Raw genomic sequence first — 26,002 nt, forward strand, 5'->3', positions numbered from 1 at the left:
CAAACCATCATCTAATTGGTAGCCAACTGTGCAAGTTCACGCAGAAAATTGGCACTTTGGTTGTCGGCCGGAAAAAACAGCTCAATCTTCATATCGTCTAGCGTGACGTCCGTGACTGTGCTGAATTGCGCAATGGTCCCAAACAGGGAAAGCCGCTGACCACTGAAGCGGTAGATTGTAGAAATTGTCGGTCCGATCACCGCGTCACCGCGGGCGTGCCCCTGTTGCGACAACGTACGCGCCGCGGCATCCAGTGCGGGTATGCCGCCTGCGTTGGCGCTTTCAGCGCGCAGCCGCAACATCGTGTGGTGCGCGACTTCGGGCCAGTTTTCGACAAGATCTGGCATCAGCGGACTGGTCAGCAGGTCCAACAGGCTTTGCCCCTCGCCGATCCCCAGTGGCTTAAAAAGCCTTTGCGCTCCGCTGTTGAGCATCACAACATTCCATAGCCGGTCCAGTACCATACCTGGGTAAGGGGCATGCTGCCGAAGTGTCCATTCGACCGCATCCCTGATGGGCGACATCGCTGTGTCATCAATCGGCGTTGCCGCAAAACGCGGCGCGAACCCTTCGGCGCGCATCATCTGATTTCGGGTTTCGACCGGAAGGTTCATGACCTCGGACAGATGAAGGATCATGTCCGGGCTGGGCCGCGACCGCCCGGTTTCAAGAAATGAGATATGGCGAGCGCTGACCTCGGCTTCGACCGCAAGGTCCAGCTGGCTCAACCTGCGTCGCTTTCGCCACTCTTTCAGCATGCCGGGATAGGGTGTCATGACCTGAGTTTAGCAAGGGTCCGAACAGAATTCACTTACCTCTGAGGTAATTGATTTGCACCCGCCGCAAGTCGCATGAAGAAAGCATATCGAAAGGAGAAGTTCATGACCCAACAACAGTCTGCAATGCGAATTTCAGGCGGTGTTCTGGTTGCAACCGGGGTGCTTTTTGCGCTGGCCGCGTTTCAGTTTCTTCATCCCGTTGCGCATATCTTTCTGCAGATCGCGTATTGGCCAATTTACGATGTTCCCGCGGAACTGATGGTTCCGTCGCCTTTACTGCTGGTGATCACCGGTGGCCTGACCGTTGGCTTGGGGGGAATGCAGTGGGCACTGGGGACCTATGTTGCTCCGGTGTCGGCGGCAGCCGCGACCAAGACCGCTCAGATTACGGCATGGTCCTGGTTTTGCGTAGACAGCTCAGGCTCCGTTCTGGTGGGTGCGCCCTTCAACGTCGTACTAAACCTGTCCTTTCTGGTCCTTATCCTGTTGTCTTGCCGCCCCGACGCGACAAGCAAACACGCAACATCCTGACGTGAAGTGGAATTCAATGGGTTTGAAAAGAAGAACTGGCTATTCCTGAAATCCTTCATTGGTCGAGGCGACGTCAACGGCAGTATTTTTCATCGGACATGCTGGCGCTATCAAAGGCGCTGCCGCTTTCGACACTTGGCTTGAGTCGTTCATGAATGCACAGGACTTCCTATTCCAGTTTGGTCAGCTTTTCTTCGGACCAGCCGACCTTGGCCTTCACAGGTTGCAGGACGAGTGCGAAACGATCTCTCCGGACACGGAACGATTGTTAAGAGCAAGGGCAGCTTAGTGCCCTTGCTCGGTCGTTTCCCTAAAAGGGGAACCGATAATGCGAAGGAGGTGGGTGTTCAACCTCCGGTGGAAGGCCGACGTCCTTCCTCAAATGAGCCGGCAACTCGGCTCTTTTACGCGGAATAGGCTTTTCCTCACTCGGTCGACGGGCAAAGAAAGCCGCCAGCCGCAGTGAGAGGCCACGCGACCGGCCGATTGGTATGTAAAGTGATAAACTTGGCATTGTTCTCTCCATGAAATGATGGAAAGCCGCCGCATGAGAAAAACACAAAAAAGGCCGCTCACGAGGCGGCCTTCAGATCGGAAACCTGTCAGACCGCTTTAACGGGCTACTGCGCCTGCCGCGCGAAGCATTGAGGTCTGACAATTCAGCATATCTGATCACTCCAGTATCAGGGTTTCCGGTTCGTCTTGTTACCAGACGATTGATCTCAATTCAACAACCTACACATGTATTGGTCGAATTCCGCCGGATAGCCAACTCACAAGCGTTGGAAATAAACCAACGTTTTGTTCTATTTGCAAACAGTGGTGACGGCGGCGGGATTTGTCATTTCTCAAACTCTGCCTTCGCAGCGAATGGCGGCTGTGCGGGCTGCAAGCGCAGCATATTGACTAATAATTGATGGGCAGGTTTGGGGCCGTCGAACAACACTAAAACAAAGCATTGGCTTTCAAGGCACATAGTTACGTCTTGATGGATTAACTAAATGATTATTCATCTGACCACTGTTTGCTACTGTTCGCCATGGTTTCTTCTAGTCGTTACACCTTTCGCAAAATGACATCGGCAGATTTTAAGATGGTGTCGACATGGCGATCTCACCAGCATGTTCGCGAATGGTGGGATTCCGACGAGCCAAGCACGAATAGAGAACTGGAAGACGAGCGGGTTGAACGATGGATTGTATCGCTCGCAGAGCGCCCGTTTGCCTATATCCAGGACTACACAGTTCATGGCTGGGACAATCATCATTTCTTTGCCCTTCCACCCGGCTCTCGGGGGATTGACCAGTTCATAGGCGAATTGGACATGATAGGGCATGGGCACGGCCCAGCCTTCATTTCAGAGCATCTGAAAAGGCTCTTTTCTAACGGAGTTCCTGTTGTCGCTACTGATCCGCACCCTGAGAACGCGCGAGCTGTTGCTGCTTACAAAAAGGCTGGTTTCAAAGTGTTTGGACTAGTCCAGCAAACACCATGGGGCCCAATATTGCCGATGAAGATCAAAAAATAGATAACCTAGTTGCGCCAGACCTTCGATCTGGCGCGAAATTTGAACTCAAACCACGCCATGCTCTGCGACTTGATCAGGATGCGCGTCAGCCCAATCATCAAGAAAAGCTGAAATCTCGGGGACCGTTGCAAATTGTGAGGCTTTTCGTGGAAGTGCCACACCGCTCTCTAGAGCCATGCGCGCGCATTCGATGTGATTGCGGTGCGCCCTCTGAGGGCAGTTTTCCGAACCATGGATGATCGTCGACAACAGGGTGCCTCTATAGGCGTTTGTGTGGTCGAGATCGGGGTTTAGCGTAAGAAAATAAGACATTACGTCGGACATCCCTTCCCAGCCAGCAAGATGCAGCGGAGGCATTCCCATTTCATCTGGAAGATTTGGGTCAATTCCCATCTCAACCAAGCGCTGCATGTGAGGCAGTGTGCCTTCGCGCCAGACAAGGCGGCAAAGAAGATACCTCATTTCTTCCGACAATTCACTCATGTCAATCCGGTCATCCGGATTTGCTTTTCCGTCCGCGGCCCTCGCCAGCTGCTCTTCCGTCAGTGAAAGCTGTGTAGACGCGCCCGCCTGTTCCAGGATTTTTGCTACATCTCGGTTCCCGAAGATCCGAGCAAAAGCATAGGGTGTGTGGCTGCGACTGACGGTATTGGGATCCGCGCCATGATCCAGCAAAAGCTGAGCGATTTCGCCCGAAGCTAAACGCCGGGCCGCTTGATGAAGGGCTGGGATCACCAATGAAGGCTCACTCGACGGGTGAGGATTGATGCCTTCATTGGGGTCAGCACCGTGTTCCAGCAACAGTCGAACAGCATCGGCGTTGTTGAAGTCAATCGCTCTTGGCAGCGCATTTGTGCCCTTCGGATTTGCTCCATGTTCTAATAACAAACGAAGGCCGCCCGTATGGCCGAGTTCGGTGGAATGGTAGAGGGACTCATTGTCGTCAGGATTTGCCCCATGTTCCAACAGCCACCTGGCCAAAGGCATGTTGTCTGCATGTCCTATGGCTCCGTAGAGTGCGGACAAGCGGTGCTCTGTGTCCGGTTCGAATGCAAAACCGTCGTTCACATCTGCCCCATGCGCCACAAGCAACTCCGCCATGGCGAGCATATCAGCTTCTTTCTCGGGCGCTGCCTTGATGTGTTTTGAAAATGCCAGATGGCAGATTGGTCGTCGCGGAGGATAATCGCGCGTCGCAGCTTCGGCATCTCGCGAAAGGATCTCGCGCATCGCAGTCACCTCGTACAGCGCGATGAGGAGAGGAACTTGCCCGTCGGCGAGGTCCGGCTCATCTGCAAGCAAATGGGCAACGGTCTCATTCGAGCCATTGTAAAGCGCCCAACGAAGCCGCCCCTGTTTTTGTGCGCGATCCATCCCCTGCGTATCAACTGCGAGTTTCAATGCTGGCCACGAAGCGTATCCGGTCTCTCGCGCGATGACATGCAGACAGTCCGCGTGCTTGTAGACCCCGTCCTTGGGCATTGGAACAATGCCATGGATGCGCAGCATTGCACCTTTGTCGCCCTCAGCAAGGGCCTTGCCCAAGGCCTTTGCGTCACGGCGCAGTTGTTCGAGTGATTTTGTCATCGGTCATCCCTCCGCTGCCCGACGATCCGCTAATTCGGGCTGAGAAACCGATGTGGTTTTCATACATTCTCTTGGAGGTGCCGATGACAGCTTTCCGCGGACCGGGTGGCCACCTCAAAACGGCCTGAGGTCAGATTAACGTTTACCATCATGTCTCGCAAGCTGGATGCCGAACAGAAAACGACACAGGCGGCTATACTACGCAGCGAATGGCTGCAAATTAGGCTGAGGCTGCAGCATTTGGTTGGCTACTGGCTTTGGGCCGGGCACTTCGTCGATTTTGAGCAACAATCAATGTATACTATCGGCACTAGCTGCCGACCCAACTGCACGTGAGAGGATTGAATGGACGATAGGAATAGTCCAACTGAGGGCATGATAGACTATGCAGGAAATTCTCGCCCGCAGAAGCACTCTATCCAATCCCGCGCAGACGATGTTCGGGAGATGGCCGACAATGTTCTAGCTTCATCAGACGAGATACATATTGCTGACTATGGCTGTGGGACTGGATTAAACGCGATATTGTCGGTCAAGCCTGCCGTACAGTCTTTTACTGACCGTTATCCGGGTCGCTCCATCTTTGTCCACCATGTCGACCAAGCAGAGAACGACTGGAATACCCTATTCGATTGTGCTGCTGGCCCGGACGGTTACGCCAACCTCTCTGCCAGTATTCGCCCTGTTGCAAGTGTCGGTAGTTTTTTCTCAATGGCGGCACCAGCATCGTCCATGGACCTTGGAACTTCGTTTGGTGCGAGCCATTGGCTCAGCACACAGCCCGTTATCTCTTCAAAGGGTACGCTGTGGTTCGCAGACTTGCAGGGAGACGCTCGTTTGAAGCTAAGAAGACAAGCGCAGCGAGATTGGGAAACCTTCCTGTCCATGCGGCTTCGGGAGCTGCGTAGCGGTGGTAGGCTTATGGTCTCAACACTGGGTGCCATCCCGGACGCTAGCGAAGTCAACGGAGTTTGCAGCTCTGGCCGACATACCTATCGTGCGATGTACAGCGTTGCCGAAACGATGGTGAGCGACGGATTGATATCTGAACACGCGCTTCGGGACTTCGTTATGCCAATCTGGTTTATGTCCGGCGAAGAAGCCCTTGAACCATTTCAAAGAAATAAGGAATTGGCAGACGGCTTTTTGGTTGAAAGAGCGGAGGTAGTTCCCGCTCTGCAAAACCCAGAAGATATCTTCGCAGACCAGATCAATAAGCCCCAAGACTACGCCGCAAGCTACAAAGGTTTTGTTCGTTCCTTTACCGAGTCCACATTCAAGCAGTCTCTGTTCCGCAGTGAATCTGCCCATAACACCGATATTCTTCTGAACGAGTTTTACGACCGTTTTGAAACGTTCATCAAAGAAGGAGGGGGCAAATACGCCTTTGAAATCTGGTTGCTGACAATTGAGCTTAGAAGGCAATGAGCGGATATCTGTGCGTACCTTTCGCGACGCTTGTCTAACGAGTTCCTAAGCACTTTCTTACTCTAAATAGGAGTGTCAAAATGCGGTTTCTTGCAGTAATGGTTCTTCTCGCCCATACCCTTCCGGCTTACGCCGACAACGCTCCGGAATGCGGCCAGTTTACTGCCTACTTGGAAGATCTAAAGATCACGTCTGGTGGCGACAGTATCGGGGATATTTCGGTTGGGCACGTTACGGTATTCAGTGAAGATGGCCAGGTTATCGGTCTCCAGAACGTTACGACGCTGATAGCGCATGGCCCGAGTGAGGGTGAAGTCCAGCTAGTCGTGAATGCTTACCTGACAATCGACAGCAGCCAGTTGATCTACTCTGGTTCTTACCCCGCCCCAACTAGTCCCGACACCGTGCCCCAATTCGAAACCCAATTGGCGGTACTCGGCGGCACTGGAGTGTTCAAAGGCGCAAGCGGTCAGGTGAAGTTCTTCGAAAAGGACGCCAGGCGAGCTGCCGAGTTTGATATCAAGTGTTCAGGGTAGCCAAAGTCTTCAAGTGCTGAGGGTCGTCAGAAGTAAACAAGTTACTGGCTAATTAGGCCTTGATGCAAACCGGCAGCGACTCTGCCCGCATTCTTCGCAATCCGCGCTAGTTAGCGTGGAGCACCTGCAGCGAATGTCTCCTCTAACGGGCCGCATCGCAGCACGAGGCCCAAACAACAAATGACCGCTGCGGGCCAGAGTATATTGCTGTTCAACCAAGCCCAGGTAAGACGCACAGCGTAGGTTTCCTGGTTGCGAACAGGCTCTGGCTTTTTTTGTTTGACGTGGACTTGAAGCGCTTAAACCGTCCAAATACTCAAAAAGCGCACAAATTTTAAGGTGTTGTGTCCAATGGTAGGTGAGGCTCAAAAATTCAGTCCCATTATTTACGTACTCCGACAAAATCTGTCGGATCACCTCAATGGTGAGACTACGGTTCCAACAAAATCAGCTACTTAGATTTTTGAATTATTGAGAATCCAGAATCCGTAGTTTTCTTGCTGATCTATCGAAAGGCAGCGTTCGCTTGACGCGCTGAGACTCTCGGAATTGAGGCCTGAACGGAAATGGAAAAACTATCAGACTGGAAGACCCGATCTATCTGATCAGACATTGATTTCGCTCGAACCAATGTCTGATCTGTGTCTTCAGAACTTGCTGATAGAGTTGCCCCCATCGGTTAGCATCGCACTTCCGGTCATGAATGAGGCGTCGTCCGACAGAAGAAATTGGGCTGCTGCGGCGATTTCGGAGGGTTCAGCCATGCGTTTAAGCGCATGAAGCCCCCTGACAACCTCATGGAAAGAGGCGTCTTCACCTGCCATAGGGGTCATTGTTCCACCGGGAAGAAGTGCATTAACTCTGATGCCCTCCGGGCCATGTTCAGCCGCCAGCACTTGTGTCATGCCGATCAAGCCTGCCTTCGCAGCAGCGTAGGCTCCCATTCCTGGAAGACCAACAGTGTGCCCGACAAATGAAGACGTAAATACAATAGAGCCGCCACCTCTCTTGCGCAGCGCGGGAACCTGAAACTTAGCAGCAAAAAAACCACTGTTCAGGTTAACAGCTATCACTTTGTGCCAGTTGTCACTTCCCATATCTGGAATGGTACCCAATTCGCCAGTGGTGCCGGCGTTGTTGAATGCTCCGTCTAAGCCACCAAAACTCTTTTCCGACAATTCAACGAGGGCGCAAGCGTAATCCTCGTCCGTGACATCGCCGGCAAGTGAAACGGCGTTACCGTTATCTTGCCGTATCCGCCCAACAATCTCATCCAGTTGAGCTTTACGACGGGCGCCAAGGACAACGTTTGCTCCGCTTTTGGCAAAGAGAAAAGCGGCAGCAGCGCCGATCCCGCTGCTAGCACCAGTAATGATGATGGTTTTGTTTTCGAGTTTCATTGCCATGCCTTTCCCTTTTTGAATGACACTCCACTAAGGTGGCGACCAGCTGTTCTTCGACCCGATTCATGCGCATGCCCGACTAGCAGAAATGAAAGCGCATGATCCGGGTCAACATGATGACAGAAAGAAAGTCGCTAAATTGACACAAGCAAGTTGTGGGCAAAAACATTTTTAAAACAGCACTCTAAGTAAATTTACCAATGGGCGCGTCACAAAACCTGACCGACAATCGTCACTAGTGCATAGGATAGTCAAACAAAGGAATGTGACGATGAGTACTTCAACCGCAACTCAATATGAACAAACGATCCCCGACGTACTCCGGGCGATGGCCAGTGTGCATCAGGTACTCGACAACAATGGCCTTGACCTGAAAATCCGCCACCTCGTTCAACTTCGGGCATCTCAGATAAATCGCTGCGGTTTCTGTATCAAAATGCACACGAAAGAGGCTCGGCAAAACGGCGAGACCAGCGAGCGTCTGGACAGGGTGATTGTCTGGGACCAGGTGAGTGACTTCACCGACGCAGAGAAAGCGGCGCTGGAATGGACTGAGGCTTTGACGAGCCTGCACTTGAAAGCAGACCTTGCTGCCATGCGCGCACGTTTGAGCAGACATTTTTCTGACTCTGAAATTGGCGCTCTGTCTGCAGAAATTGCCATGATCAATCTGTGGAACCGGATCAATGTATCAAAGCACTGAACTCACAAAGTCGGAACTTGAAGCTTTCGAAAGCATGCGTCCAAGGTTGTCGGGCCTCGCTTACAGAATTCTGGGGTCTCTAAGCGATGCTCAGGATGCAGTACAAGACACGTTTCTCAAATGGGCGGGCACGAACCGTGCAACGATCGAGAATCCAAGTGGTTGGCTTGTCACCGCTTGCACTCGGCGCTGTCTCGACATGCGACGCTCGGGCGACCGGGCACGCATGGACTACGTGGGTGCCTGGCTGCCGGAACCGATACAGATTTCCAGCGAGAATGATGCAGAGAAGGAGTTGGAATTGACATCCAGTCTTTCGATGGCATTCCTGATGATGCTTGAACGATTGACCCCGAAAGAACGGGCTGCCTTCCTGCTTCACGACATTTTTGAGATGTCTCATGCTGCTGTCGCGGAAACGCTCGACACCTCAGAAGCCAGCAGCAGAAAGCTGGTATCTCGGGCGCGGGGGAATGTCGGTCGTGCGGTCACTCGTCACAAAGCTTCCCCAGAGCGGCAGATGGCTTTCCTGTCGGCGTTTAAAGCGGCCGTGACGGAGGGTCGGATCGATGATCTGTCGCGGATGCTGGCGGCAGATGCTCGTTTGAGTGCAGATGGCGGAGGCAAGGTCCCGGCAATCCTCGAAGCGATCGAAGGTGCCGTCCCACTCTGCAACTTTGTCTCCTGCAACCTGCACCGATACTGGGTCGATCACGAATGGGTGCTCGTCAATCTAAACGGCATGCACGGTGCCTTGATAAAGTTCGGGGAAACGACGACGGCGGCGCTCTCCTTTGCGTTCGACGATACGGAGAAGGTTCAGGAAATCTACATCGTCCGAAACCCAGACAAACTCACACATCTCGACGCGGTTCATATCCACTGATCCGCACAAACGGAGAATATTCATGCGACACATTATCCAAGCCATTGGAGCCATTGCGATGTTCACACTTTCGACCAACTCGGTTCTGGCCGGTGAAATTCAAACCATCAATCCGTCGGAGCTCTACGATCCTGCGCCAAACGGATACAGTCACGCGATGGTCGCAAACGACCTAGTTTTCATTGCAGGTCAAGGCGGTGAGAACGAGAAAGGCAACCTCGCACCTGATTTCGAGGCGCAGGTCGCCCAAGCCTACCAGAACCTTGCCACAGCGCTTGCGGCTGCTAAGGCAGGTCCCGAGCAAGTGGTCAAACTCACCACCTACGTCGTTGACCACGATCAGACGAAATTGGCGGTGTTAACACGTGAACTCAAAGCGGTTTTCGGACATCACCTGCCTACGCAGACGCTAGTGCCGGTACCAAGGCTTGCCCTCGACGGAATGCTCTTCGAGGTCGATGCCATTGCCGTTCTGGATTCTGGCAACGCGCAGCGCTGACTTGTCCAGTCACAACTGAAATCGCTGGGAGGCACTGTGCAGGTGCCTCCCTATCAAGCGAAGGGTTCGCGCCTTAGTTCTCATTTGTCCTCAGGGGCATGCTGATGCCACATGTCCGCAATGATTTCCCAACCATCGTCTTCCGGACGTAAGACAAACAGGTACGTACCTGTGGCATCCATACCGACGGTTTCGATTTTTGCCTCAACGAAACCGATCATGACCGCCAAGGTCTCATCGTCCGAAACGTAAAGGTGGTCAATCGTATGAGTAACATCGCCTTTGTTGGTAGTGACAAATTCGAACAGCTCCCGTGGACCTTCCAGTCCCTGACGTACAGGTTTGCCTTGTTCGATCCAAAGCGTGTCTTTGGAATATAGCGAGACCAGCCCGACCGCATTGTGATTGGCAGCAAAGGTGTTGAATTGGTCGTTGATAGCGTTCAGGCTGGTTGCCGCGTCATCCGCAACGGCTATGCCCGCCGACAGCAAGACGGCTGCGATAGTGGTCATCATTCGCATAGTGCGTTCCTTTTTGTGGATAGGTGTCAGGAAATCGGATCTGGGTCAGGGCGCGCGAAGATCACCTCTCGCGTGACCTGCCAGCGGCCGTCTTCGAAAATCAGGTCTATGCTGAGCTCGAGCACTTTGCGGGTGTCACCGATTGGCACGCGTCGGGTGATCAGGACATGTCCTTGGTCTCCATTGGCTTCAACAGCGTTGAACCGAGCCCATTTGTGATCATCCGGATTGGTGTCTTTGACTGATTTGGCCATCAGAGCCATGAAGCCGGTTTTGTCAAAGCGTGCCAATTCGCCACTGATGTCCAGCATCAGTATTTGCATATCGTTGTGATAGATGCGGTCCAGTCCCTTGGCTTCTCCGAGGATTGCGACATTCATCAGATCTTCAATCGCGGCGCGCACGCCTGTTTCTGTTCTGTCTGTCATAGCTGATCTCCTTCAGGCTTGGGTGCCGTTTACGGGGAAGTCACCTGACAACCCGCGTAGAAACCGGATACCCGTCACAAGGCTTGTCAGACTGGGACGAGCAAACGGGACGTTCGAAATATCGACGATCTGCAGTACGCCTTGTTCGTTGATGACGAACAGGCCGGGTTCGGCAAACGGGCCTTCGACATCCATCCCATTGCGTGGTCCGGAGATGTACAGGCCGAGGGTCTGCATCTGCTTAACGCTCAGACCATAACCAACGTCGAAGGCTGGCGAGACATCTTGCATCTGTGCTGCGGCACGCTCTGCGCTATCGGCCGAGACCGCCAACACATCGACGCCTAAAGCGTTTAAGTCAGGGAGCGCGCTGTTAAGATCTTTCAAGTAGGTCGTGCAAAGCGGGCAGTGTTTGCCTCGATAGACGACGGTCAACATCCACTCGTACCCGTCGCGAGGTGTGGACAGGCTTCGGGTGTTTCCACCAAGCACAGGAGTATCGATCGTCGGAAATACCTTTCCGACGGCAGGTTTAGGGCTGGTCATGGGGAGCCTTTCTAGTTATATAATGAACGATACATAACTATCGTGACAACACGAGAGTCAAGGATTTATATATTGACCGATACAAAAAAATTGGGCCGCCCAAGAAGCTTTGATTACGACGAAGCCCTTTTGCAGGCGATGTCGGTATTCTGGACCAAAGGGTATGACGGCGCGTCACTGCGTGATCTGACACAAGCGATGGGGATTACCGGTCCAAGCCTTTACGCGGCCTTTGGGGACAAGCGAGAGCTGTATCTCAAAACCATCGACCTTTATGCTGACGTTGATGGTTGTGCACCCGTGGTGGCCTTTGAAACCGAGGAGGACATCACCAAAGCCATCAAAGGGTTTCTGTCCGAGGTCGTGCACTATGCGACCGAACATGAAAGCGGGGCAAAAGGGTGTTTTTTGGCCTCAAGCGTGGTCACGACGGTCGGCCAGGTTGAAGGTGTGGCCGAACGTGTAGAAGCAGCGATTGATGACACCGAAAAACGCCTTGCCTCTCGTTTCGGCCGGGAAATCGAAAAGGGAACGTTGCCCGCAGATTTCCCGTCCCGAGAACGGGCTGCACTTCTCTATGATCTAAGGCAGGGCTACATGTTCAGAGGGCGCGCTGGTTGGAGCGGCGAACGCATGCAGCAAGACCTGGACTCCAGAGTTCAGATGCTGCTGTCTTAGTGCCGATCATCCTAAACCCTCCTCCGCAGAAATACTGACCTATTGAGACCTGGACTGTACAAGTGATGGCTTTTAGGCAGGTTTTTGCGGACCGAGAACGACACAAAAAGTGTTCTGCACATTCGCAAATTCAGCTCAGTATCGCTCCCACTTAAATCGACAGCCATTTTAGATTAAGCAATAACTGCAACTTCGCCCCACCGTAGTCTGTCGAGCCGCCGACTAAATTGGGGTATATCAGCAACGAAGTACCTCGGCCAATGGCTGGTTTGGGTCGCGAGGCATCAGATTCACGCCCGCCACCGGTGTAATTTGGTGGCGGGCGAATTTCGCACTGATATTGGGTCAGAGCTTGATACGGAAAGCTGCGAAACCGTCTGTGCCTTCTCCGGCGTCCTCGATTGTGACGCCCTTGACGTCGCCAATATAGTCTCTTGCTTTAGGGCCTGTCTCGAACAACACAGTCGTGTCCGCAAGCGGAGCAAAAGACCAGTTGGCATCTGCCTTTGGATCAATCGTACCCTGCTCGACAATGTAGCGAACGATAACGTCGCGGTTGGTATCCGGGGCTTCGAAAACGACAGTGTTGCCTAATGCTCCAGGGAACGACCCACCACCTGATGCACGATAGTTGTTGGTGGCGATAATGAACTCCATGTCATCCGCAACCGGTTCACCGTTGTAGGAAAGGTTTATAATCCGCGCTGCATCGGGGTTTACCTCTTCGCCTTTGGGACCAAAGCGCGAGGGCTGGGACAGGTCGATCTGGTAGGTCACGCCATCCATCACGTCGAAGTTGTAGGATGGAAATTCCGGGTTCAGCAGGATTGCATCTTTTGAGCCCGCTTCCACCTGATTGAACATTCCGGCCGAACGTTCCAACCAGCCTCTGACCTGCGCACCGTTGACGCGGACCGCTCGTACCGTATTCGGATAGAGATAGAGATCCGCGACGTTCTTGATGGCAACGTCACCCACGGGTACATCGGTGTAATACTCTGGACCACCGCGGCCACCAGCTTTGAAAGGTGCTGCCGCGGACAGGATCGGCAAGCCTTCATGGTCGGTGCCTTTCAGCATTTCTTCGACATACCACTTTTGTGCAATTGAGACGATCTGAACTGAGGGATCATCTGCGACCAGCGCGAAGTAGCTGTGCAGCGGGGCCGAAGTCTTTCCAACAGCGCGGCGAACATAGGCAAGTGTTTCGTCGTGATCTGTCGCAACCGAGTCGAGGACTCGCTGATCATCTCCGACCAACGCGGTGATTGATCGGTCTTCGTTCCTTTGGGAAACTGGACGCGCTTCGGATGTGGTCGTCACCACCCGCCATTCATTTCCATCCCGTTCCAACAGCAGATCAAGCAGACCAAGATGCGATCCCCAGAATCCGCCCATGACGGCGGGCTTGCCCATAAGCGTGCCTTTATCAACATCAATTCCGGGGCGGTCTGAAAATGTTGGCGACGGAAAGACCAAGTGGTTGTGACCTGTGACCAGCGCGTCGATCCCTTTAACACCTGCAAGCACCACCGACGCGTTTTCCATGCCATCTGCATGGTTAGCGTCACCAATTCCGGAATGCGACAAAGCGATGATCAGGTCGCAGCCCTGTTCCTGCATCTCAGGCACATAGGCCTTTGCTGTCTCAACTATGTCCCGCGCTTCGACGTAGCCCTCGAGATGCTTGCGATCCCAGTTCATGATCTGCGGCGGGGTAAATCCGATCACGCCGATCTTGATCGGATGCTTCGTGCCGTCACCCATTTCAATCTCTCGGTCGAGAATAGCGTAAGGCTGGACGAGCGTCTTGTCATCGCGCGGGCCCGCGCCTTTCTCCTTTGCTACGTTGGCAAGCACTACAGGGAAATCCGCACCTGCCAAAGAGGTCTCAAGAAAGCTCAACCCATAGTTAAATTCGTGATTGCCCAGTGTGGCTGCATCATAACCAACAGTGTTGAATGCAGTGATAATTGGATGGCTGTCCCCTTCTTTCATACCGCGTTCATAGGCGATGTAATCACCCATCGGATTGCCTTGCAGAAAGTCTCCGTTATCAACCAGGAGTGAGTTCGTCGCCTCGGAGCGGATTTCATTTATGATCGAAGCCGTACGGGACAACCCCACCGTGTCGCGGGGCTTGTCGGCGTAGTAATCATAGGGGAACACATGGACATGGATGTCTGTTGTTTCCATGATCCGAAGATGCGCCTGATTGTCGGCCGCAGCAGCCGAATAGGGGTGAAGCGTAACGGCAGCGGCACTTGCAGCTGTCGTGTAAAGAAACTGGCGACGCGAAAATAGCGGACGGTTAGAGAACAACATCGGACACCTCTCAAGTTGGTTGGTCAACGCGTGTTTTGTAGGTTATCCGCAACATCCATATGACACAGGTTGCGAGAACATCTGTTGCGTTATTCACAGGCGGTAGTATTCAGAACCATACGCAAATATCAGGAGTTTGCTAGGGTGTCGCAGGTGGTGAACCTGAACTCCCAGTTGCTTGATCGAACTAGTCCATAAGTTTCCTGGAGATGAGAGCCTGAATGAGACAAACACAATGCTGAGAAAGGTCTACTGTGTTGGCAATGGACTCATACCTGAAACTTTGCTCCGCAGTGGTGCCACAGATGGTTGCTCTCGTCTGCAGACTATTAGATTGGCAAGCATCCGAGTTTATTAGCTGCAGCGAATGGCGGTTCTTAGTAAACGGCTGACATTGGCCGTGTTCAGGGCAGGGAATTCTGCCGATCAACCAAGTGCTTTTAAGACACACTGCGTTGGTTTTCAGGTTGCGAAGTGGCTCATTGGCTTTCCGCTTGACGTAGACTTGAAGCGCTTGAACCGTCGAAACATTCAGAAAACGCAAAATCACATGGTGTTGAATTCAATGGGAAGCGAAGTCTCAATATTTCGGTCCCATTATTTACGTACTCCGACAAAACCTGTCGGATCACCTCAATGGTGAGACTACGGTTCCAACAAAATCAGCTACTTAGAGTTTTGAATTTTTGAGACTCCAGTATCCGTGACTTTCTGACCGAACACTTAATAAGCAGTCCTTCATTTACCACACAAAGAACGGCTGCAATGTGCCCACACCTACCACGCTAAAAATAAGGCAGCACTTGCATTCGGTAGGTCGCAGCCCAAAGCGGACGTTAAACTGGTGCCTTTTTTCTAGCAGTTTAAGGATAAAGTAGGCATCTGAGTTTTGCCTCAGTCATTTGGCAAATATCGATCCAACAGTGCATCAACCAACCCTTCCTGAAGTAGGTAACCAGTTGCTTCTTCCACACGCAAAATATCTTCAAGAATGATAAGTTGCTCCATGCCCGTCGTCATAGATAATCGCTTCGCCAGGTCGTCAATTTCCTTCGGTTTCATTAATGAGTGAACTGGCGCAAGTGCTTCCGAAAAAGCCGCCACTCTTCTGGCGCCACGCATTTTGACAGTTCCATCCTCAAGTGATGCCTTGAGTGATTCAGCCAGAAACTGCCGGAAGTGCGCCTCATGAACCCGAGAAAAATCCAGATAGTAGCGGGCGACGACATGTACACGGCTCCTGGCGTCATCCAATCCCTCAAGAAGTTCTGACGTCGGAATGACGTCAAGATCAAGCGTCGCATCCAAAGCCAAGACACTTGGATCAGAAAAGTAACGATAGACTGTCGCACGGCTGGTTTTGGCCCGTTCAGCGACTCTTGCCAGCGTGACTTCCTTGCCTTCCGACATCAGGTCACGAGCAGCGGAAAGAAGTGCTTCGCGCGTTCGGTTGATTTGATTTGTTCGAGGCGCCAATTCCAAGCCTTTTGTGATACACTTGTCTCATAAGTGGATATATGTATCATAAGAGTAGTGTGTTTCAAGTAAAGGGAGTCGCAGCAATGACTGAACCTCGCCCGCGAGTTTATCATCTTCTTGGGAACCTTTTGACCTTTCACGCCTTTCCTAGTGAGACCGGAGATCGTTGCACAATCGTTGAGATAAAAACGGCGCCGGGTGCCGGTGCGCCGCCCAATCATCATGCCGGCGAAGACGAGAGTTTTTATGTGCTCGATGGTGAATTCGAGTTCTTTTTGAATGGGGAGACGGTCAATGTCAAAGGTGGTGACTTCGTCAAAGTCCCGGACGGCGCAGTGCACGCTTTTACTTGTACCGGGGAACAGCCTGGCCGGTTACTATGCATCAATGCCCCCGGGGCGATGCATGACATATTCTTTACTGAAGCCGGAGAGGCGATGCCTGACGGAACGACAGACATCCCGGCGCCAGATGGCCCACCAGACATTCCGTCGATCATGGCCGTGGCAGGTCGAGTGGGCATGACTATCCTGGCGCCAGCGGATGCATAACTCCGGGTTGCGAAACGGAGGCTTTGGACTAAAGATTCTGCTTAAAACCCGCCTGGTACTGCTAGCTCAATCTGAAGCCGACATTCACGACGAGACCTTGCGGCGCTGGTTAGCGGACATTTGCTGCGCTTTCCGTGAGTGCCCTTTGCTTGAACCAAAGCAGTCGTATGGGCGTAGGCGATTTACTGCTTTAGCTTGTCAGCCATCAAAGGTCAGCCGCGTTTGTTTTGGCTCGAGAACGATCATCTGAGCATTCTTTCTGAAACGTCCTCGAGAAGGGTACGTAAGTCGAACTCTCCTCCTTTGTCCGCAAGTCCTTTGTCATGCAGAATAAACGACAACCCGTGCACGAAACTCCATAACAAAAAACCGCGGCGGCGAACTTCGTCTGTGATTCCCGGTTCACCGAGACATTTTGCAACCTCAGCTAGCAGAATCGCAAAGCTTTGCTGGCCGCCTTCCTCCAGCAGGGGATCCGCGATGCGGTCTGTGAAGCCGCCAAATTTCAGTCTGAAGATCCCGGGCTCATTTAAGGCGAAGTCAACATATTCCATCCCGATGGCAGTAATGCGTTCAGGAGATCCTTCAGGTACGCCCTGCAGCGCAGTAAGCATTTTGTTTCGGTGCCGATCCATTCCTTCCAGAACAGTCGCGACCAACATTTCTGTCTTGTCTTTGAAGTGTTTGTAAGGTGCCGCAGTCGAGACGCCAGCCCGCCTGCAAGCCTCGGATACGGAAAAACTGTCCGGTCCTTTCTCTTCAACCAACTGTCGGGTTGCTTCGATCAGCGCAGCGCGGAGATCGCCGTGATGGTAGGCTTTCCTGCTCACTGAATGACCGGTCGCCTGGCTTGTTGTTGAAAGACTTTTTTCAGTGCTGCTCATGATCCAACATGTGCCAGATCACGTATCCCTTGTCAAAGTAAGAACTTCTAACATATGTTAGAGACGCTAACTTGATGAGGCCCCCAAATGTCGAGTCCCGCGAATTTATCAAATGAAGCAACCAAGCCTAACCTATTCACGCGTATGCTGCGCGGTACCTTGCGTCTTGGGGTGACCGTCAGCTTTATAGCCGCCGCAGTGACTGCAGTTTACTTCGGCACGTCCGAGCTAACTCGCAGGGCAGATGCTGTTCCCTCGCCGGAAGCGGCCGCAGTGACACCGGTCTCCGCTACACCAATCACATCGGAGGACGCCTACACAGTCGACCGTGTGTTCATAGGTCAGGTCGAACCTCAGCGTTCGGCAGATATCTCTTTCGAATTGAATGGGACGCTTGATCAAATTCTGGTGGATGAGGGTGACGAGGTTGCTAAGGGCCAACTTCTCGCAACGTTGGACGTAGCTCTGTTTGAAGTCGAACGCGACCGTTTGACAGCATCACGTGATGCCATTGCAGCCCAGCTTTCATTTGCCAAGAAAACGGTCGAGCGAAACGCTAAACTCATCGAACAGGGCTTTACCAGTCAAGCCCGTCTGGATGAGGCAGTTTCCCGACAAGATGAATTGCTGTCCAGAATTGGGGAGCTGGATGCAGCGCTGCGGGACGTAACCGTTCGGATCAAGAAATCTAGCATCTTGGCTCCTTTTTCTGGTCAAGTAACCGCTCGTCACGTGGACGGCGGGGAAACTCTGCGTTCGGGCGAATTGGTGCTCGGCATGGTCGAAGTTGTGTCACCGCAAGTTCGGATTGGTATCCCGCTCGACGTTGACCCGGCGCTGCTGTCCAATGTTGAAATCGAGATCGGGGGTCAAGGCTATTGGGCTGACATTGTAACCTTGCGGCCCGATATTGACCCGGTAACCCGCACCAGAACCGCACTTTTCGATCTAAGGAACGGACCCAACGTTACCTTCGGACAAACCGCTCGTGTGCATGTAATTGATCCTGTCCATAGTGCGGGAACCTGGGTGCCCACGACATCCTTGAAGGAAGGTACGCGTGGGCAATGGACACTGCTGGTAGCCGACGCACAGAAGATTGTGCGCTTAGCAACGGTCGAAGTGCTGCATGCCGAAGATGACCGGGTTTTCGTACGTGGTGCGTTTCCAGAGGGTACTGTTCTGATCGACCAAGGACCGCAGCGCGTTACTGTCGGACAGCGCGTCGCATTCAATACTGGCGAGTAACGGAGCGATCTGATGGAAACTCTTACCTTTCGCCATCCCCGGCTGGTTGCACTCATCATTTTGGTGCTTGTATCTGCTGGTCTGTCTTCGTTCCTATCGCTGGGGCGGCAGGAAGACCCAACGATCACCAACCTCTTCGCCACTGTGACGACGCAGTTCCCGGGTGCAGACCCGGAACGGGTGGAAGCGCTGGTTACTGCAGAAATCGAAGAAGAGCTGCGAAAAATCGCCGAAGTGGATGAGATCAGTTCAGTATCTCGCTCGGGCGTGTCGGTCGTTTCGGTAGAATTGCTGGAAACGCTGGACAAAGCCACCATTGAGCAGGTTTGGGCCGAGGCTCGGGATGCCGTTGAAGATGCTCGGCAGAATTTTCCGACTGGAGTGTCGCCGCCGGAATTCGATGCTGAGGGGATTTCTGCCTATTCCGCTGTCATTGCAGTTGCGGCCGAGGATCCAGACTTTCCGTTAACTCTGCTGTCGCGTCATGCCGAAGCATTGGGTGACAGATTGCGCGCGATACCTGTGACGCGAGCAGTGGACTACTTCGGTCAGCCGGAAGAAGAGGTGCTCGTAAGTGTCGATATGGACAAGGCCGCTGCGCTTGGGCTTGGCGCTGCCGAGATTTCCCAGCGGATCGCCGAAGCAGATGGAAAGGTTCAGTCTGGGCGGCTGCAATCCGATGTCGACCTGACCATAGGCATCAGCGGTGAAATTCAGACTTTGGACCGCATTCGGAACATCGTCCTGCGTGAAAACGCAGAAGGTGCCGTGGTGCAGCTCGGAGATATTGCTAGCGTAGACCGCGGCGGGCGCGAACCGCAGTCGTCAATCGCGTTTGCAAACGGACGGCCCGCCGTTTTGGTAGGGGTACTGGCGCAGGACGGCGTACAGATCGACCGCTGGACAGGCTTTCTTCGGGATGAGCTTGACGCCGGCGCTGCATCAGTACCTTTGGGCATGCAGGAAATACTGCTGTTTGATCAAAGCCAGTACACGACAGATCGTTTGTCAGAGGTTGGGATCAACATGGCCATTGGTGTCGTTCTGGTCGTGGCAGTTTTGTTTGTTACGTTGGGGGTTCGGGCAGCTGCGATTGTGGCTTTGGTGTTACCGGTTGTCTCATTGGCAACTCTGGCGACGATGAACATGATTGGATTGCCAATTCATCAGATGTCCGTGACTGGCCTGATTGTTGCCCTCGGTCTGCTCGTTGACGCAGCCATCGTGATGACCGATGAAATTCGGCGCCGTTTGCAGGATGGGATGGAGCGGCTTGTAGCGGTGCGGGATGCTGTTCGTCGGTTGGCAGCCCCTTTGCTGGCGTCGACCGTCACAACGGCGCTTGCCTTCACACCGATGATCTTGCTGCCGGGACCCGCCGGCGACTTCGTCGGTGCCATCGCGATCGCCGTCGTGCTTATGCTTGTTTGGTCGCTTGTTGTGGCCTTGACGGTGACTCCGGCGGTTGCTGGCTGGTTACTGTCTGATCGCCCAGACGCAGGAATGCTGAGCCGCGGTATCAGCATCCCGCCGCTTGCCCGGTTGTTTGAAGCCTCAATTCGGTTGTCAGTCGTTAATCCGGTGCGATCCATCGCGCTGGCATTGGTCTTGCCCGTGCTTGGCTTTGCTGCCTTTCCAACGCTGACCGCGCAATTCTTCCCGGGCGTCGACCGAAACCAATTCTATATCGAGGTCGACATGCCGGGTGGAACTTCAATTGCCACCACCGAAGCAACGGCCCGCCAGATTGACGAAATGCTGCTGGCCGATGACGGCGTTAAGAGTGTCTATTGGACAGTCGGAGAGTCCGGTCCTGCATTCTACTACAACATCGTTGGCAACCGTTCTCGCGAGCCCGGTTTTGCACAGGCCATGATCACGACCGACACGGCTGACGACGCTGGCCGCCTTGTCGGAGCGCTGCAGAGCCGTCTGGATATCGATTTTCCAGACGCGCAAATCATCGTTCGCAATCTTGTTCAGGGCCCTCCGGTCGCCGCACCGGTTGAAGTCAAAATTCAGGGGCAGGACATCACGGTTTTGCGCAATCTGGGCGACGAGGTACGTTCAGTTATGGCCAATCTCGACCTAGTGACGCAGGCGCGCGCCAGCGTGAACGGCGGCAACCCTCAAATCCGGTTTGAGATTGATGAGGTAAAAGCCCGTCTGCTGGGGCTGGACGTAGCGGACATAGCTGGTCAGCTGGATACGGCGCTTGTTGGCATCACTGGTGGATCACTGATCGAAGGGACCGAACAGTTGCCAGTTCGCGTTCGCTTAGGTGACGAGGTGCGATCAGATCTAAGCGCCATTGTAAGTATGCCCATTCTGCTGCCGAACGCTGCCGCCATATCCGCCACTGGTGTTTTCCCTGCTGTGCCGTTGTCGGAACTAGCCAGACCGGTAATCGAACCTGCGGAGAGCGTAATAACCCGAACGGATGGCGTGCGCGAAAACACTATCCAAGCGTTTATCGTACCCGGTGTTTTACCCGAAGAAGCGTTGCAGGACGTACTAGAAGCGCTTGATGCGTCCGGGTTTGTGTTGCCGCAAGGCTATGCGATGTCCCTGGGCGGCGACAGTGATGCGCGATCTAATACCGTGGGAAATTTGCTCGCCTCAGTCGGGTTGATCGTCACACTCTCCATTGCGACCATCGTGCTGACCTTTAACTCGTTCCGGCTGACCCTTGTGACCTTGGCCGTTTGCGTGTTGTCCGCAGGCCTTTCAATGCTGTCGCTGGCCGTCATGCAATTCCCGTTTGGAATAACGGCAATCATCGGGGTCATCGGCTCAATCGGGGTTTCGATCAACGCGGCGATCATAATTCTAACCGGGTTGCAACAAGACCCTGACGCAAGCCAAGGCGACCGAGCGGCCATGGCGCGTGTTGTAACTGGTTCAAGTCGACACATCATCTCGACAACGTTAACAACCTTTGGCGGCTTCCTACCCCTGATTATTGGCGGCGGTGCGTTTTGGCCGCCATTCGCCGTTGCAATCGCCGGAGGCGTACTGTTGTCGACTGTCGTATCCTTTTATTTCACTCCGCCAGTGTTCGCTTTGGTACATCGTGGAAAGCTCGGCAGATCGCTCGAGGCAAACAACCAACATTCCCAGCCTCCGGAAGCGACTGTCGCGCTTGTGGCGGAATGAGAGTTGAGACTACTTCTCCTTGCGAGTTGATTTGTTTCAAAGTCCTCGTTGTTCGAAACAAGGTTCAGGTTCTGCTTTGGGAGGCACGCCGGACTTTGCAATGTCTGGATTCTGCGCATCTCTGACATCCCAAAGTCAGAATGCTGCCTGGCAGCGAATTGGAGTTAGGTCCGCACAGCAGTCGTTGGTGAGAGTTGCAGCGAACGACCGCTTCGAAGCCAAAGCTAACAAATAGTAAAAAAGGCTCCCTTGCCCGTGGGCATCCAGTGTCTGAGAATGTCTAGTGTCAAATTGGAACAGAAAATGCTGGTTTACACTTGCGAATTAACCTCAGTGTCTGCCCACAAAAGCGGACGATACCATTCACACAAAAGTATTAAGGTCAGCGTTTTGCATTTAACTATATGGAATATGAAGAATTAATACTTCAAGGCCGCAGAATATTTACACAAACTGACACGAATGGTGAAAGAGTTTACAAAATTTTATTTCAAATCCAGTAATTTGTTGTGAAATTTTCTATCGGCTTTCCATTATTGATTTGCACATAAGTGCGCTTTCGTCTGCTGGAAGAGGAGCCAAACGACGAAAGAAAAAGAAATGGGAGGAATTAATGACCAATAAATCTGTCACACGCCGCGGCGTGTTGAAGTCTGGTGCCGTTGCAGGTACCGGTCTGGCCCTGCCTACGATCTTTACGGCTTCGTCGGCTGCTGCTTTTACCAACGAACCAACCGGAGGGTCTGTAACCCTAGGTTTCAACGTTCCGCAGACTGGCCCGTATGCCGAAGAAGGCAATGATGAGCTACTGGCGCAACAGTTGGCGGTTGAGCATCTCAACGGCGAGGGCGATGGCGGTTGTTTGAACACCTTCACGTCGAAGGCGCTGAAGGGTAACGGTATTCTCGGCAAGAAGGTCGAGTTCGTTACCGGCGACACCCAGACCAAATCGGACGCCGCGCGGGCATCGGCCAAGTCGATGATCGAAAAAGACGGTGCGATCATGATCAACGGTGGGTCGTCTTCGGGCGTTGCCGTTGCGGTTCAGGGTCTGTGCCAAGAGGCCGGCGTGATCTTTATGGCGGGTCTGACCCACGCCAACGACACCACCGGTAAGGACAAGAAAGCCAACGGGTTCCGCCATTTCTTCAACGCTTACATGTCGGGTGCCGCGCTAGCGCCTGTGTTGGCAGCCGAGATGGGCAAAGAACGTCGCGCGTATCACCTGACCGCCGACTACAACTGGGGCTGGACTCAGGAAGAGTCGATCGTCGCCTCGACCGAAGCCTTGGGATGGGAAACGGTCAACACGGTCAAGACACCGCTGGCGTCGACGGACTTTTCATCCTACATCGCTCCGGTCCTAAACTCGGGCGCGGACGTGCTGGTTCTGAACCACTATGGCGGCAACATGGTAAACTCGCTGACGAACGCGATCCAGTTCGGCCTGCTCGACAAAGTGGCCAACGGCAAGGACTTCAAGATCGTCGTGCCGCTGTACTCCGAACTAATGGCCGCGGGCGCGGGCGAAAACATCAAGGGCGTGCTGGGTTCGATGAATTGGAACTGGCAGTTGCAGGACGAGGGCACCAAAGCTTTCGTTAAGTCCTTTGGTGAGAAGTATGGTAAACCACCGTCAAACTCGGCTCAGACCTGCTATGCGCAAGTGCTGTTGTATGCAGATGCGGTTGAGCGTGCGGGCACCTTTAACCCCTGCGGTGTTGTCGAAGCTCTGGAAGACTTCGAGTTCGACGGTTTGGGCAACGGTCCGACCTGGTATCGTGGTGCAGATCACCAGTGCTTTAAGGATGTACTGGTTGTTAGGGGCAATGAGAACCCGACTAACGCTTATGACACATTGGAAATCGTCGAGATCACTCCGCGCGCACAAGTGGAATATGATCCGGAGCATCCGATGTTTGCTGGCGGTAGCCTTGGTGAGTGCAACCCGGGCGCATAAGGCTTTGTGCCTTAGTCTGGCCGCTGAGTAGGCTGCCAGACCCTCGCGGCAGGGTTGTTCCTGCCGCGCTTCAAAAACAAGCTGAATAGACCTGAGGTGGGCCCAATGGACGCCATCCTATTGCAAATTCTGAACGGTCTGGACAAAGGATCGGCCTATGCCCTGATTGCCCTGGGGCTGACACTAATTTTCGGAACCCTGGGCGTCGTGAATTTTGCCCATGGGGCTTTGTTCATGATTGGGGCATTCTGCGCCGTAACGTTGCAGAAACTCATGAATCTGAGTTTCGAAACCGTTGATGAATCCCAGACCGATTTTCTTGGCAATCCGTTGAAGGTGGAAACACCTTACATCGAAGCCTGGTTCGGGCCGGAGGTTGGAGCAACAATCATCGATTGGTCTGTACCGCTGGCCATTCTGTTCGCAATCCCGATCATGCTGCTGGTCGGATATGTGATGGAGCGAGGGCTGATCAAGCATTTCTACAAGCGCCCGCACGCGGACCAGATCCTTGTGACATTTGGCCTGGCGATCGTTCTGCAGGAAATCGTTAAGTACTTCTTCGGCGCGAACCCGATCCAGACCCCGCCGCCGGATGCGCTGAGCGGATCGGTCGACCTTGGCACCATGATAGGTTTTGATCCGAACGCAATTATCTACCCGATCTGGCGGTTGGTCTATTTTGGGTTTGCCGTGGCTATTATCGGGGCTGTATTCTCGTTCCTGCAATTCACCACCTTTGGAATGGTCGTGCGGGCAGGGATGGCGGACCGCGAAACCGTAGGATTGCTGGGCATCAACATCGATCGCCGCTTTACTATCATGTTCGGCATCGCTGCAGCGGTGGCAGGTTTGGCCGGTGTAATGTACGGGCCGCTCAATCCGCCCAACTACCACATGGGCATGGATTTCCTTGTGCTGAGTTTTGTTGTTGTCGTCGTCGGGGGCATGGGTTCATTGCCTGGTGCGGTTTTGGCCGGGTTCCTTCTTGGTATTCTCGAAAGCTTTGCCTCGACCACTTGGGCTACGACAACGATCCCGGGCATCAACCAGATCATCATCTACCTTGTCGCCATCATCGTGCTGCTGACGCGCCCACGCGGGCTGATGGGGCGTAAAGGCGTGATGGAGGAATAATCAATGTTGGGACTGAACAAAAAAGACACCAGCCTGCTGATCATCGTCGCGCTTCTGACTTTGCTGGCCCCTTTCATCCTGAACCCGTTCCCCGAGGGTAGCGCCATGGCGCAGTTCAACGCGGGCTATCCGGATCTGATGCAGCGTTTCGTGATCTTTGGCATCTTTGCCATCGGGTTCAACATCCTGTTCGGTTTGACCGGATACTTGTCCTTTGGCCACGCGGCCTTTCTTGGGGTTGGGTCCTATTCGGCCGTGTGGATGTTCAAGCTGCTCAGCTATAACGTCATTCCGGCCATTGCGCTAAGTGTGGTTGTCGCTGGACTGTTCTCGCTGCTGATCGGTTTTGTGAGCCTGCGCCGGTCGGGCATCTATTTCTCGATCCTGACGCTGGCCTTCGCGCAGATGAGTTTCGCGCTGGCCTATTCGGTGCTCTCGAACCCCAAGTTTAACCTGACCAACGGGGAAACCGGTCTGCAGGTCTATGCGGACGATCCACAAATCCTGCAGGGCGCGAATTCACCGGACCTGCCGCACCTGTTTGGATTACCCATGCGCGCGACCTATACGATGGATCTGGGCGCTTGGAGCTTTGACTTTAATGCGGGCTACTACCTATGCGCAGTGATAATGATGGTGGTCTTTTATCTGGCGATCCGCATCTTCCGTTCGCCGTTTGGCATGATGCTGCGCGCGGTGAAGTCGAACCAGCAACGGATGAACTACACGGGCCTGAACTCAAAGCCGTATACGTTAGCTGCCTTTGTTATCTCTGGAATGTATGCCGGTCTCGCCGGTGGCCTGATGGCAGCTATGGACCCCTTGGCAGGGGCCGAACGCATGCAATGGACAGCTTCGGGTGAGGTTGTTTTGATGACCATCCTGGGCGGCACCGGCACATTGATCGGTCCGGTTCTGGGCGCTGGTTTCATCAAGTATTTCGAGAACATCTTCTCGAAAATCAACGACAACGTTCTGCATAGTTGGTTTGCATTCCTACCCGACGGGTTGGAGGACGCGGTCGTGTTTCTGATCCACCCCTTCATAGGCAAAGGCTGGCATCTGACGCTGGGCATCCTGTTCATGCTTGTCGTTATCTATCTGCCGGGCGGTCTAGTTGAAGGCGGCCAACGCTTGCTGAATAGAATCAAGAAAAAGAAAACAGGCTCCGATGACGCACCATCGGGAAAAACGGAACCGGCGGAGTAA

23 protein-coding genes are annotated in these 26,002 nt (G+C 53.5%); 14 read left to right on the plus strand and 9 right to left on the minus strand.

Features of this window, described 5'->3' with window-relative positions; translation table 11 throughout:
* Positions 1-11: 11 nt before the first annotated feature.
* Positions 12-776 (minus strand): helix-turn-helix transcriptional regulator, encoded by a 765-nt coding sequence (locus tag ACXAGD_RS21185; protein ID WP_475213773.1) that lies wholly within the window; start codon positions 774-776, stop codon positions 12-14.
* Between the two features lie 105 nt (positions 777-881).
* On the opposite strand from ACXAGD_RS21185, the gene ACXAGD_RS21190 reads away from it, so the two are divergent.
* Together ACXAGD_RS21190 and ACXAGD_RS21195 are read left to right on the plus strand one after the other, a co-directional pair.
* On the plus strand, positions 882-1,310 hold the full coding sequence (locus ACXAGD_RS21190) for a hypothetical protein (RefSeq protein WP_475213775.1): 429 nt from the start codon (positions 882-884) through the stop codon (positions 1,308-1,310).
* A 1,024-nt stretch (positions 1,311-2,334) separates the two neighbouring features.
* Positions 2,335-2,838, plus strand: a complete 504-nt coding sequence (locus ACXAGD_RS21195; RefSeq protein ID WP_475213777.1) for a GNAT family N-acetyltransferase — start codon at positions 2,335-2,337, stop codon at positions 2,836-2,838.
* Positions 2,839-2,883: 45 nt separating this feature from the next.
* Here the strand turns inward: ACXAGD_RS21195 and ACXAGD_RS21200 are convergent, their stop codons facing one another.
* A complete protein-coding gene (locus ACXAGD_RS21200) occupies positions 2,884-4,425 on the minus strand; it encodes an ankyrin repeat domain-containing protein (RefSeq protein ID WP_475213779.1) in 1,542 nt (513 codons plus the stop codon).
* 375 nt (positions 4,426-4,800) lie between these two features.
* Between ACXAGD_RS21200 and ACXAGD_RS21205 the strand changes: the two genes are divergently transcribed.
* The gene (locus ACXAGD_RS21205) at positions 4,801-5,853 is read left to right on the plus strand and encodes a class I SAM-dependent methyltransferase (protein WP_475213781.1); all 1,053 of its coding nucleotides are present in this window, start codon (positions 4,801-4,803) and stop codon (positions 5,851-5,853) included.
* A gap of 80 nt (positions 5,854-5,933) precedes the next feature.
* Positions 5,934-6,389, plus strand: coding sequence for a hypothetical protein (locus ACXAGD_RS21210; protein ID WP_475213783.1), 456 nt, complete (start codon positions 5,934-5,936; stop codon positions 6,387-6,389).
* 647 nt (positions 6,390-7,036) lie between these two features.
* On the opposite strand, the gene ACXAGD_RS21215 is transcribed toward ACXAGD_RS21210, so the two are convergent.
* Positions 7,037-7,789 (minus strand): SDR family oxidoreductase, encoded by a 753-nt coding sequence (locus ACXAGD_RS21215; protein ID WP_475213785.1) that lies wholly within the window; start codon positions 7,787-7,789, stop codon positions 7,037-7,039.
* A gap of 274 nt (positions 7,790-8,063) precedes the next feature.
* On the opposite strand from ACXAGD_RS21215, the gene ACXAGD_RS21220 reads away from it, so the two are divergent.
* From ACXAGD_RS21220 to ACXAGD_RS21230, 3 genes are read left to right on the plus strand one after another with little or no spacing between them, the layout of a single operon-like run.
* The gene (locus ACXAGD_RS21220) at positions 8,064-8,495 is read left to right on the plus strand and encodes a carboxymuconolactone decarboxylase family protein (RefSeq protein WP_475213787.1); all 432 of its coding nucleotides are present in this window, start codon (positions 8,064-8,066) and stop codon (positions 8,493-8,495) included.
* Positions 8,479-9,381, plus strand: a complete 903-nt coding sequence (sigJ, locus tag ACXAGD_RS21225) for an RNA polymerase sigma factor SigJ (RefSeq protein WP_475213789.1) — start codon at positions 8,479-8,481, stop codon at positions 9,379-9,381. Before ACXAGD_RS21220 ends, sigJ begins: the two co-directional genes overlap by 17 nt.
* 22 nt (positions 9,382-9,403) lie before the next feature.
* Positions 9,404-9,880 (plus strand): RidA family protein, encoded by a 477-nt coding sequence (locus ACXAGD_RS21230; RefSeq protein WP_475213792.1) that lies wholly within the window; start codon positions 9,404-9,406, stop codon positions 9,878-9,880.
* An 80-nt stretch (positions 9,881-9,960) separates the two neighbouring features.
* On the opposite strand, the gene ACXAGD_RS21235 is transcribed toward ACXAGD_RS21230, so the two are convergent.
* From ACXAGD_RS21235 to ACXAGD_RS21245, 3 genes are read right to left on the minus strand one after another with little or no spacing between them, the layout of a single operon-like run.
* Entirely contained in the window at positions 9,961-10,395 is a 435-nt protein-coding gene (locus tag ACXAGD_RS21235; protein WP_475213795.1) for a YybH family protein, read from the minus strand.
* Between the two features lie 32 nt (positions 10,396-10,427).
* Positions 10,428-10,829, minus strand: coding sequence for a hypothetical protein (locus ACXAGD_RS21240; RefSeq protein ID WP_475213797.1), 402 nt, complete (start codon positions 10,827-10,829; stop codon positions 10,428-10,430).
* A gap of 12 nt (positions 10,830-10,841) precedes the next feature.
* A complete protein-coding gene (locus ACXAGD_RS21245; RefSeq protein WP_475213799.1) occupies positions 10,842-11,375 on the minus strand; it encodes a peroxiredoxin-like family protein in 534 nt (177 codons plus the stop codon).
* Positions 11,376-11,447: 72 nt separating this feature from the next.
* Between ACXAGD_RS21245 and ACXAGD_RS21250 the strand changes: the two genes are divergently transcribed.
* Entirely contained in the window at positions 11,448-12,053 is a 606-nt protein-coding gene (locus tag ACXAGD_RS21250) for a TetR/AcrR family transcriptional regulator (protein WP_475213801.1), read from the plus strand.
* 345 nt (positions 12,054-12,398) lie between these two features.
* Here the strand turns inward: ACXAGD_RS21250 and ACXAGD_RS21255 are convergent, their stop codons facing one another.
* The gene (locus tag ACXAGD_RS21255; RefSeq protein ID WP_475213803.1) at positions 12,399-14,378 is read right to left on the minus strand and encodes a bifunctional 2',3'-cyclic-nucleotide 2'-phosphodiesterase/3'-nucleotidase; all 1,980 of its coding nucleotides are present in this window, start codon (positions 14,376-14,378) and stop codon (positions 12,399-12,401) included.
* Between the two features lie 894 nt (positions 14,379-15,272).
* Positions 15,273-15,860 carry a TetR/AcrR family transcriptional regulator gene (locus ACXAGD_RS21260; protein WP_475213805.1) on the minus strand — a complete coding sequence of 196 codons (588 nt, stop codon included), beginning with the start codon at positions 15,858-15,860 and terminating at the stop codon, positions 15,273-15,275.
* An 80-nt stretch (positions 15,861-15,940) separates the two neighbouring features.
* Here ACXAGD_RS21260 and ACXAGD_RS21265 point away from each other — a divergent pair, with 80 nt between their 5' ends.
* A complete protein-coding gene (locus ACXAGD_RS21265; RefSeq protein WP_475213807.1) occupies positions 15,941-16,408 on the plus strand; it encodes a cupin domain-containing protein in 468 nt (155 codons plus the stop codon).
* Positions 16,409-16,650: 242 nt separating this feature from the next.
* Here the strand turns inward: ACXAGD_RS21265 and ACXAGD_RS21270 are convergent, their stop codons facing one another.
* Positions 16,651-17,292 (minus strand): TetR/AcrR family transcriptional regulator, encoded by a 642-nt coding sequence (locus tag ACXAGD_RS21270; RefSeq protein ID WP_475213809.1) that lies wholly within the window; start codon positions 17,290-17,292, stop codon positions 16,651-16,653.
* A gap of 144 nt (positions 17,293-17,436) precedes the next feature.
* On the opposite strand from ACXAGD_RS21270, the gene ACXAGD_RS21275 reads away from it, so the two are divergent.
* From ACXAGD_RS21275 to ACXAGD_RS21295, 5 genes are all read left to right on the plus strand, one after another.
* Complete coding sequence (locus tag ACXAGD_RS21275; RefSeq protein ID WP_475213811.1) at positions 17,437-18,540, plus strand: efflux RND transporter periplasmic adaptor subunit; 1,104 nt, start codon at positions 17,437-17,439, stop codon at positions 18,538-18,540.
* A gap of 12 nt (positions 18,541-18,552) precedes the next feature.
* Positions 18,553-21,696: an efflux RND transporter permease subunit gene (locus ACXAGD_RS21280; RefSeq protein ID WP_475213813.1), complete on the plus strand. Its 3,144-nt coding sequence runs from the start codon at positions 18,553-18,555 to the stop codon at positions 21,694-21,696.
* Between the two features lie 613 nt (positions 21,697-22,309).
* Complete coding sequence (locus ACXAGD_RS21285) at positions 22,310-23,656, plus strand: substrate-binding protein (RefSeq protein ID WP_170463549.1); 1,347 nt, start codon at positions 22,310-22,312, stop codon at positions 23,654-23,656.
* 105 nt (positions 23,657-23,761) lie between these two features.
* Entirely contained in the window at positions 23,762-24,793 is a 1,032-nt protein-coding gene (locus ACXAGD_RS21290; RefSeq protein WP_475213816.1) for a branched-chain amino acid ABC transporter permease, read from the plus strand.
* Between the two features lie 3 nt (positions 24,794-24,796).
* The gene (locus ACXAGD_RS21295) at positions 24,797-26,002 is read left to right on the plus strand and encodes a branched-chain amino acid ABC transporter permease (RefSeq protein WP_475213818.1); all 1,206 of its coding nucleotides are present in this window, start codon (positions 24,797-24,799) and stop codon (positions 26,000-26,002) included.

This window comes from Ruegeria sp. ABF4_144 (genome assembly GCF_056160045.1).

Bases quoted from the DNA above. Each gene is read 5' to 3' on its own strand.
- ACXAGD_RS21185 (WP_475213773.1), bottom strand. From the start codon at position 776: ATGACACCCTATCCCGGCATGCTGAAAGAGTGGCGAAAGCGACGCAGG.
- ACXAGD_RS21190 (WP_475213775.1), top strand. From the start codon at position 882: ATGACCCAACAACAGTCTGCAATGCGAATTTCAGGCGGTGTTCTGGTT.
- ACXAGD_RS21200 (WP_475213779.1), bottom strand. From the start codon at position 4,425: ATGACAAAATCACTCGAACAACTGCGCCGTGACGCAAAGGCCTTGGGC.
- ACXAGD_RS21205 (WP_475213781.1), top strand. From the start codon at position 4,801: ATGATAGACTATGCAGGAAATTCTCGCCCGCAGAAGCACTCTATCCAA.
- ACXAGD_RS21210 (WP_475213783.1), top strand. From the start codon at position 5,934: ATGCGGTTTCTTGCAGTAATGGTTCTTCTCGCCCATACCCTTCCGGCT.
- ACXAGD_RS21215 (WP_475213785.1), bottom strand. From the start codon at position 7,789: ATGAAACTCGAAAACAAAACCATCATCATTACTGGTGCTAGCAGCGGG.
- ACXAGD_RS21220 (WP_475213787.1), top strand. From the start codon at position 8,064: ATGAGTACTTCAACCGCAACTCAATATGAACAAACGATCCCCGACGTA.
- sigJ (WP_475213789.1), top strand. From the start codon at position 8,479: ATGTATCAAAGCACTGAACTCACAAAGTCGGAACTTGAAGCTTTCGAA.
- ACXAGD_RS21230 (WP_475213792.1), top strand. From the start codon at position 9,404: ATGCGACACATTATCCAAGCCATTGGAGCCATTGCGATGTTCACACTT.
- ACXAGD_RS21235 (WP_475213795.1), bottom strand. From the start codon at position 10,395: ATGATGACCACTATCGCAGCCGTCTTGCTGTCGGCGGGCATAGCCGTT.
- ACXAGD_RS21240 (WP_475213797.1), bottom strand. From the start codon at position 10,829: ATGACAGACAGAACAGAAACAGGCGTGCGCGCCGCGATTGAAGATCTG.
- ACXAGD_RS21245 (WP_475213799.1), bottom strand. From the start codon at position 11,375: ATGACCAGCCCTAAACCTGCCGTCGGAAAGGTATTTCCGACGATCGAT.
- ACXAGD_RS21255 (WP_475213803.1), bottom strand. From the start codon at position 14,378: ATGTTGTTCTCTAACCGTCCGCTATTTTCGCGTCGCCAGTTTCTTTAC.
- ACXAGD_RS21265 (WP_475213807.1), top strand. From the start codon at position 15,941: ATGACTGAACCTCGCCCGCGAGTTTATCATCTTCTTGGGAACCTTTTG.
- ACXAGD_RS21270 (WP_475213809.1), bottom strand. From the start codon at position 17,292: ATGAGCAGCACTGAAAAAAGTCTTTCAACAACAAGCCAGGCGACCGGT.
- ACXAGD_RS21275 (WP_475213811.1), top strand. From the start codon at position 17,437: ATGCTGCGCGGTACCTTGCGTCTTGGGGTGACCGTCAGCTTTATAGCC.
- ACXAGD_RS21280 (WP_475213813.1), top strand. From the start codon at position 18,553: ATGGAAACTCTTACCTTTCGCCATCCCCGGCTGGTTGCACTCATCATT.
- ACXAGD_RS21285 (WP_170463549.1), top strand. From the start codon at position 22,310: ATGACCAATAAATCTGTCACACGCCGCGGCGTGTTGAAGTCTGGTGCC.
- ACXAGD_RS21290 (WP_475213816.1), top strand. From the start codon at position 23,762: ATGGACGCCATCCTATTGCAAATTCTGAACGGTCTGGACAAAGGATCG.
- ACXAGD_RS21295 (WP_475213818.1), top strand. From the start codon at position 24,797: ATGTTGGGACTGAACAAAAAAGACACCAGCCTGCTGATCATCGTCGCG.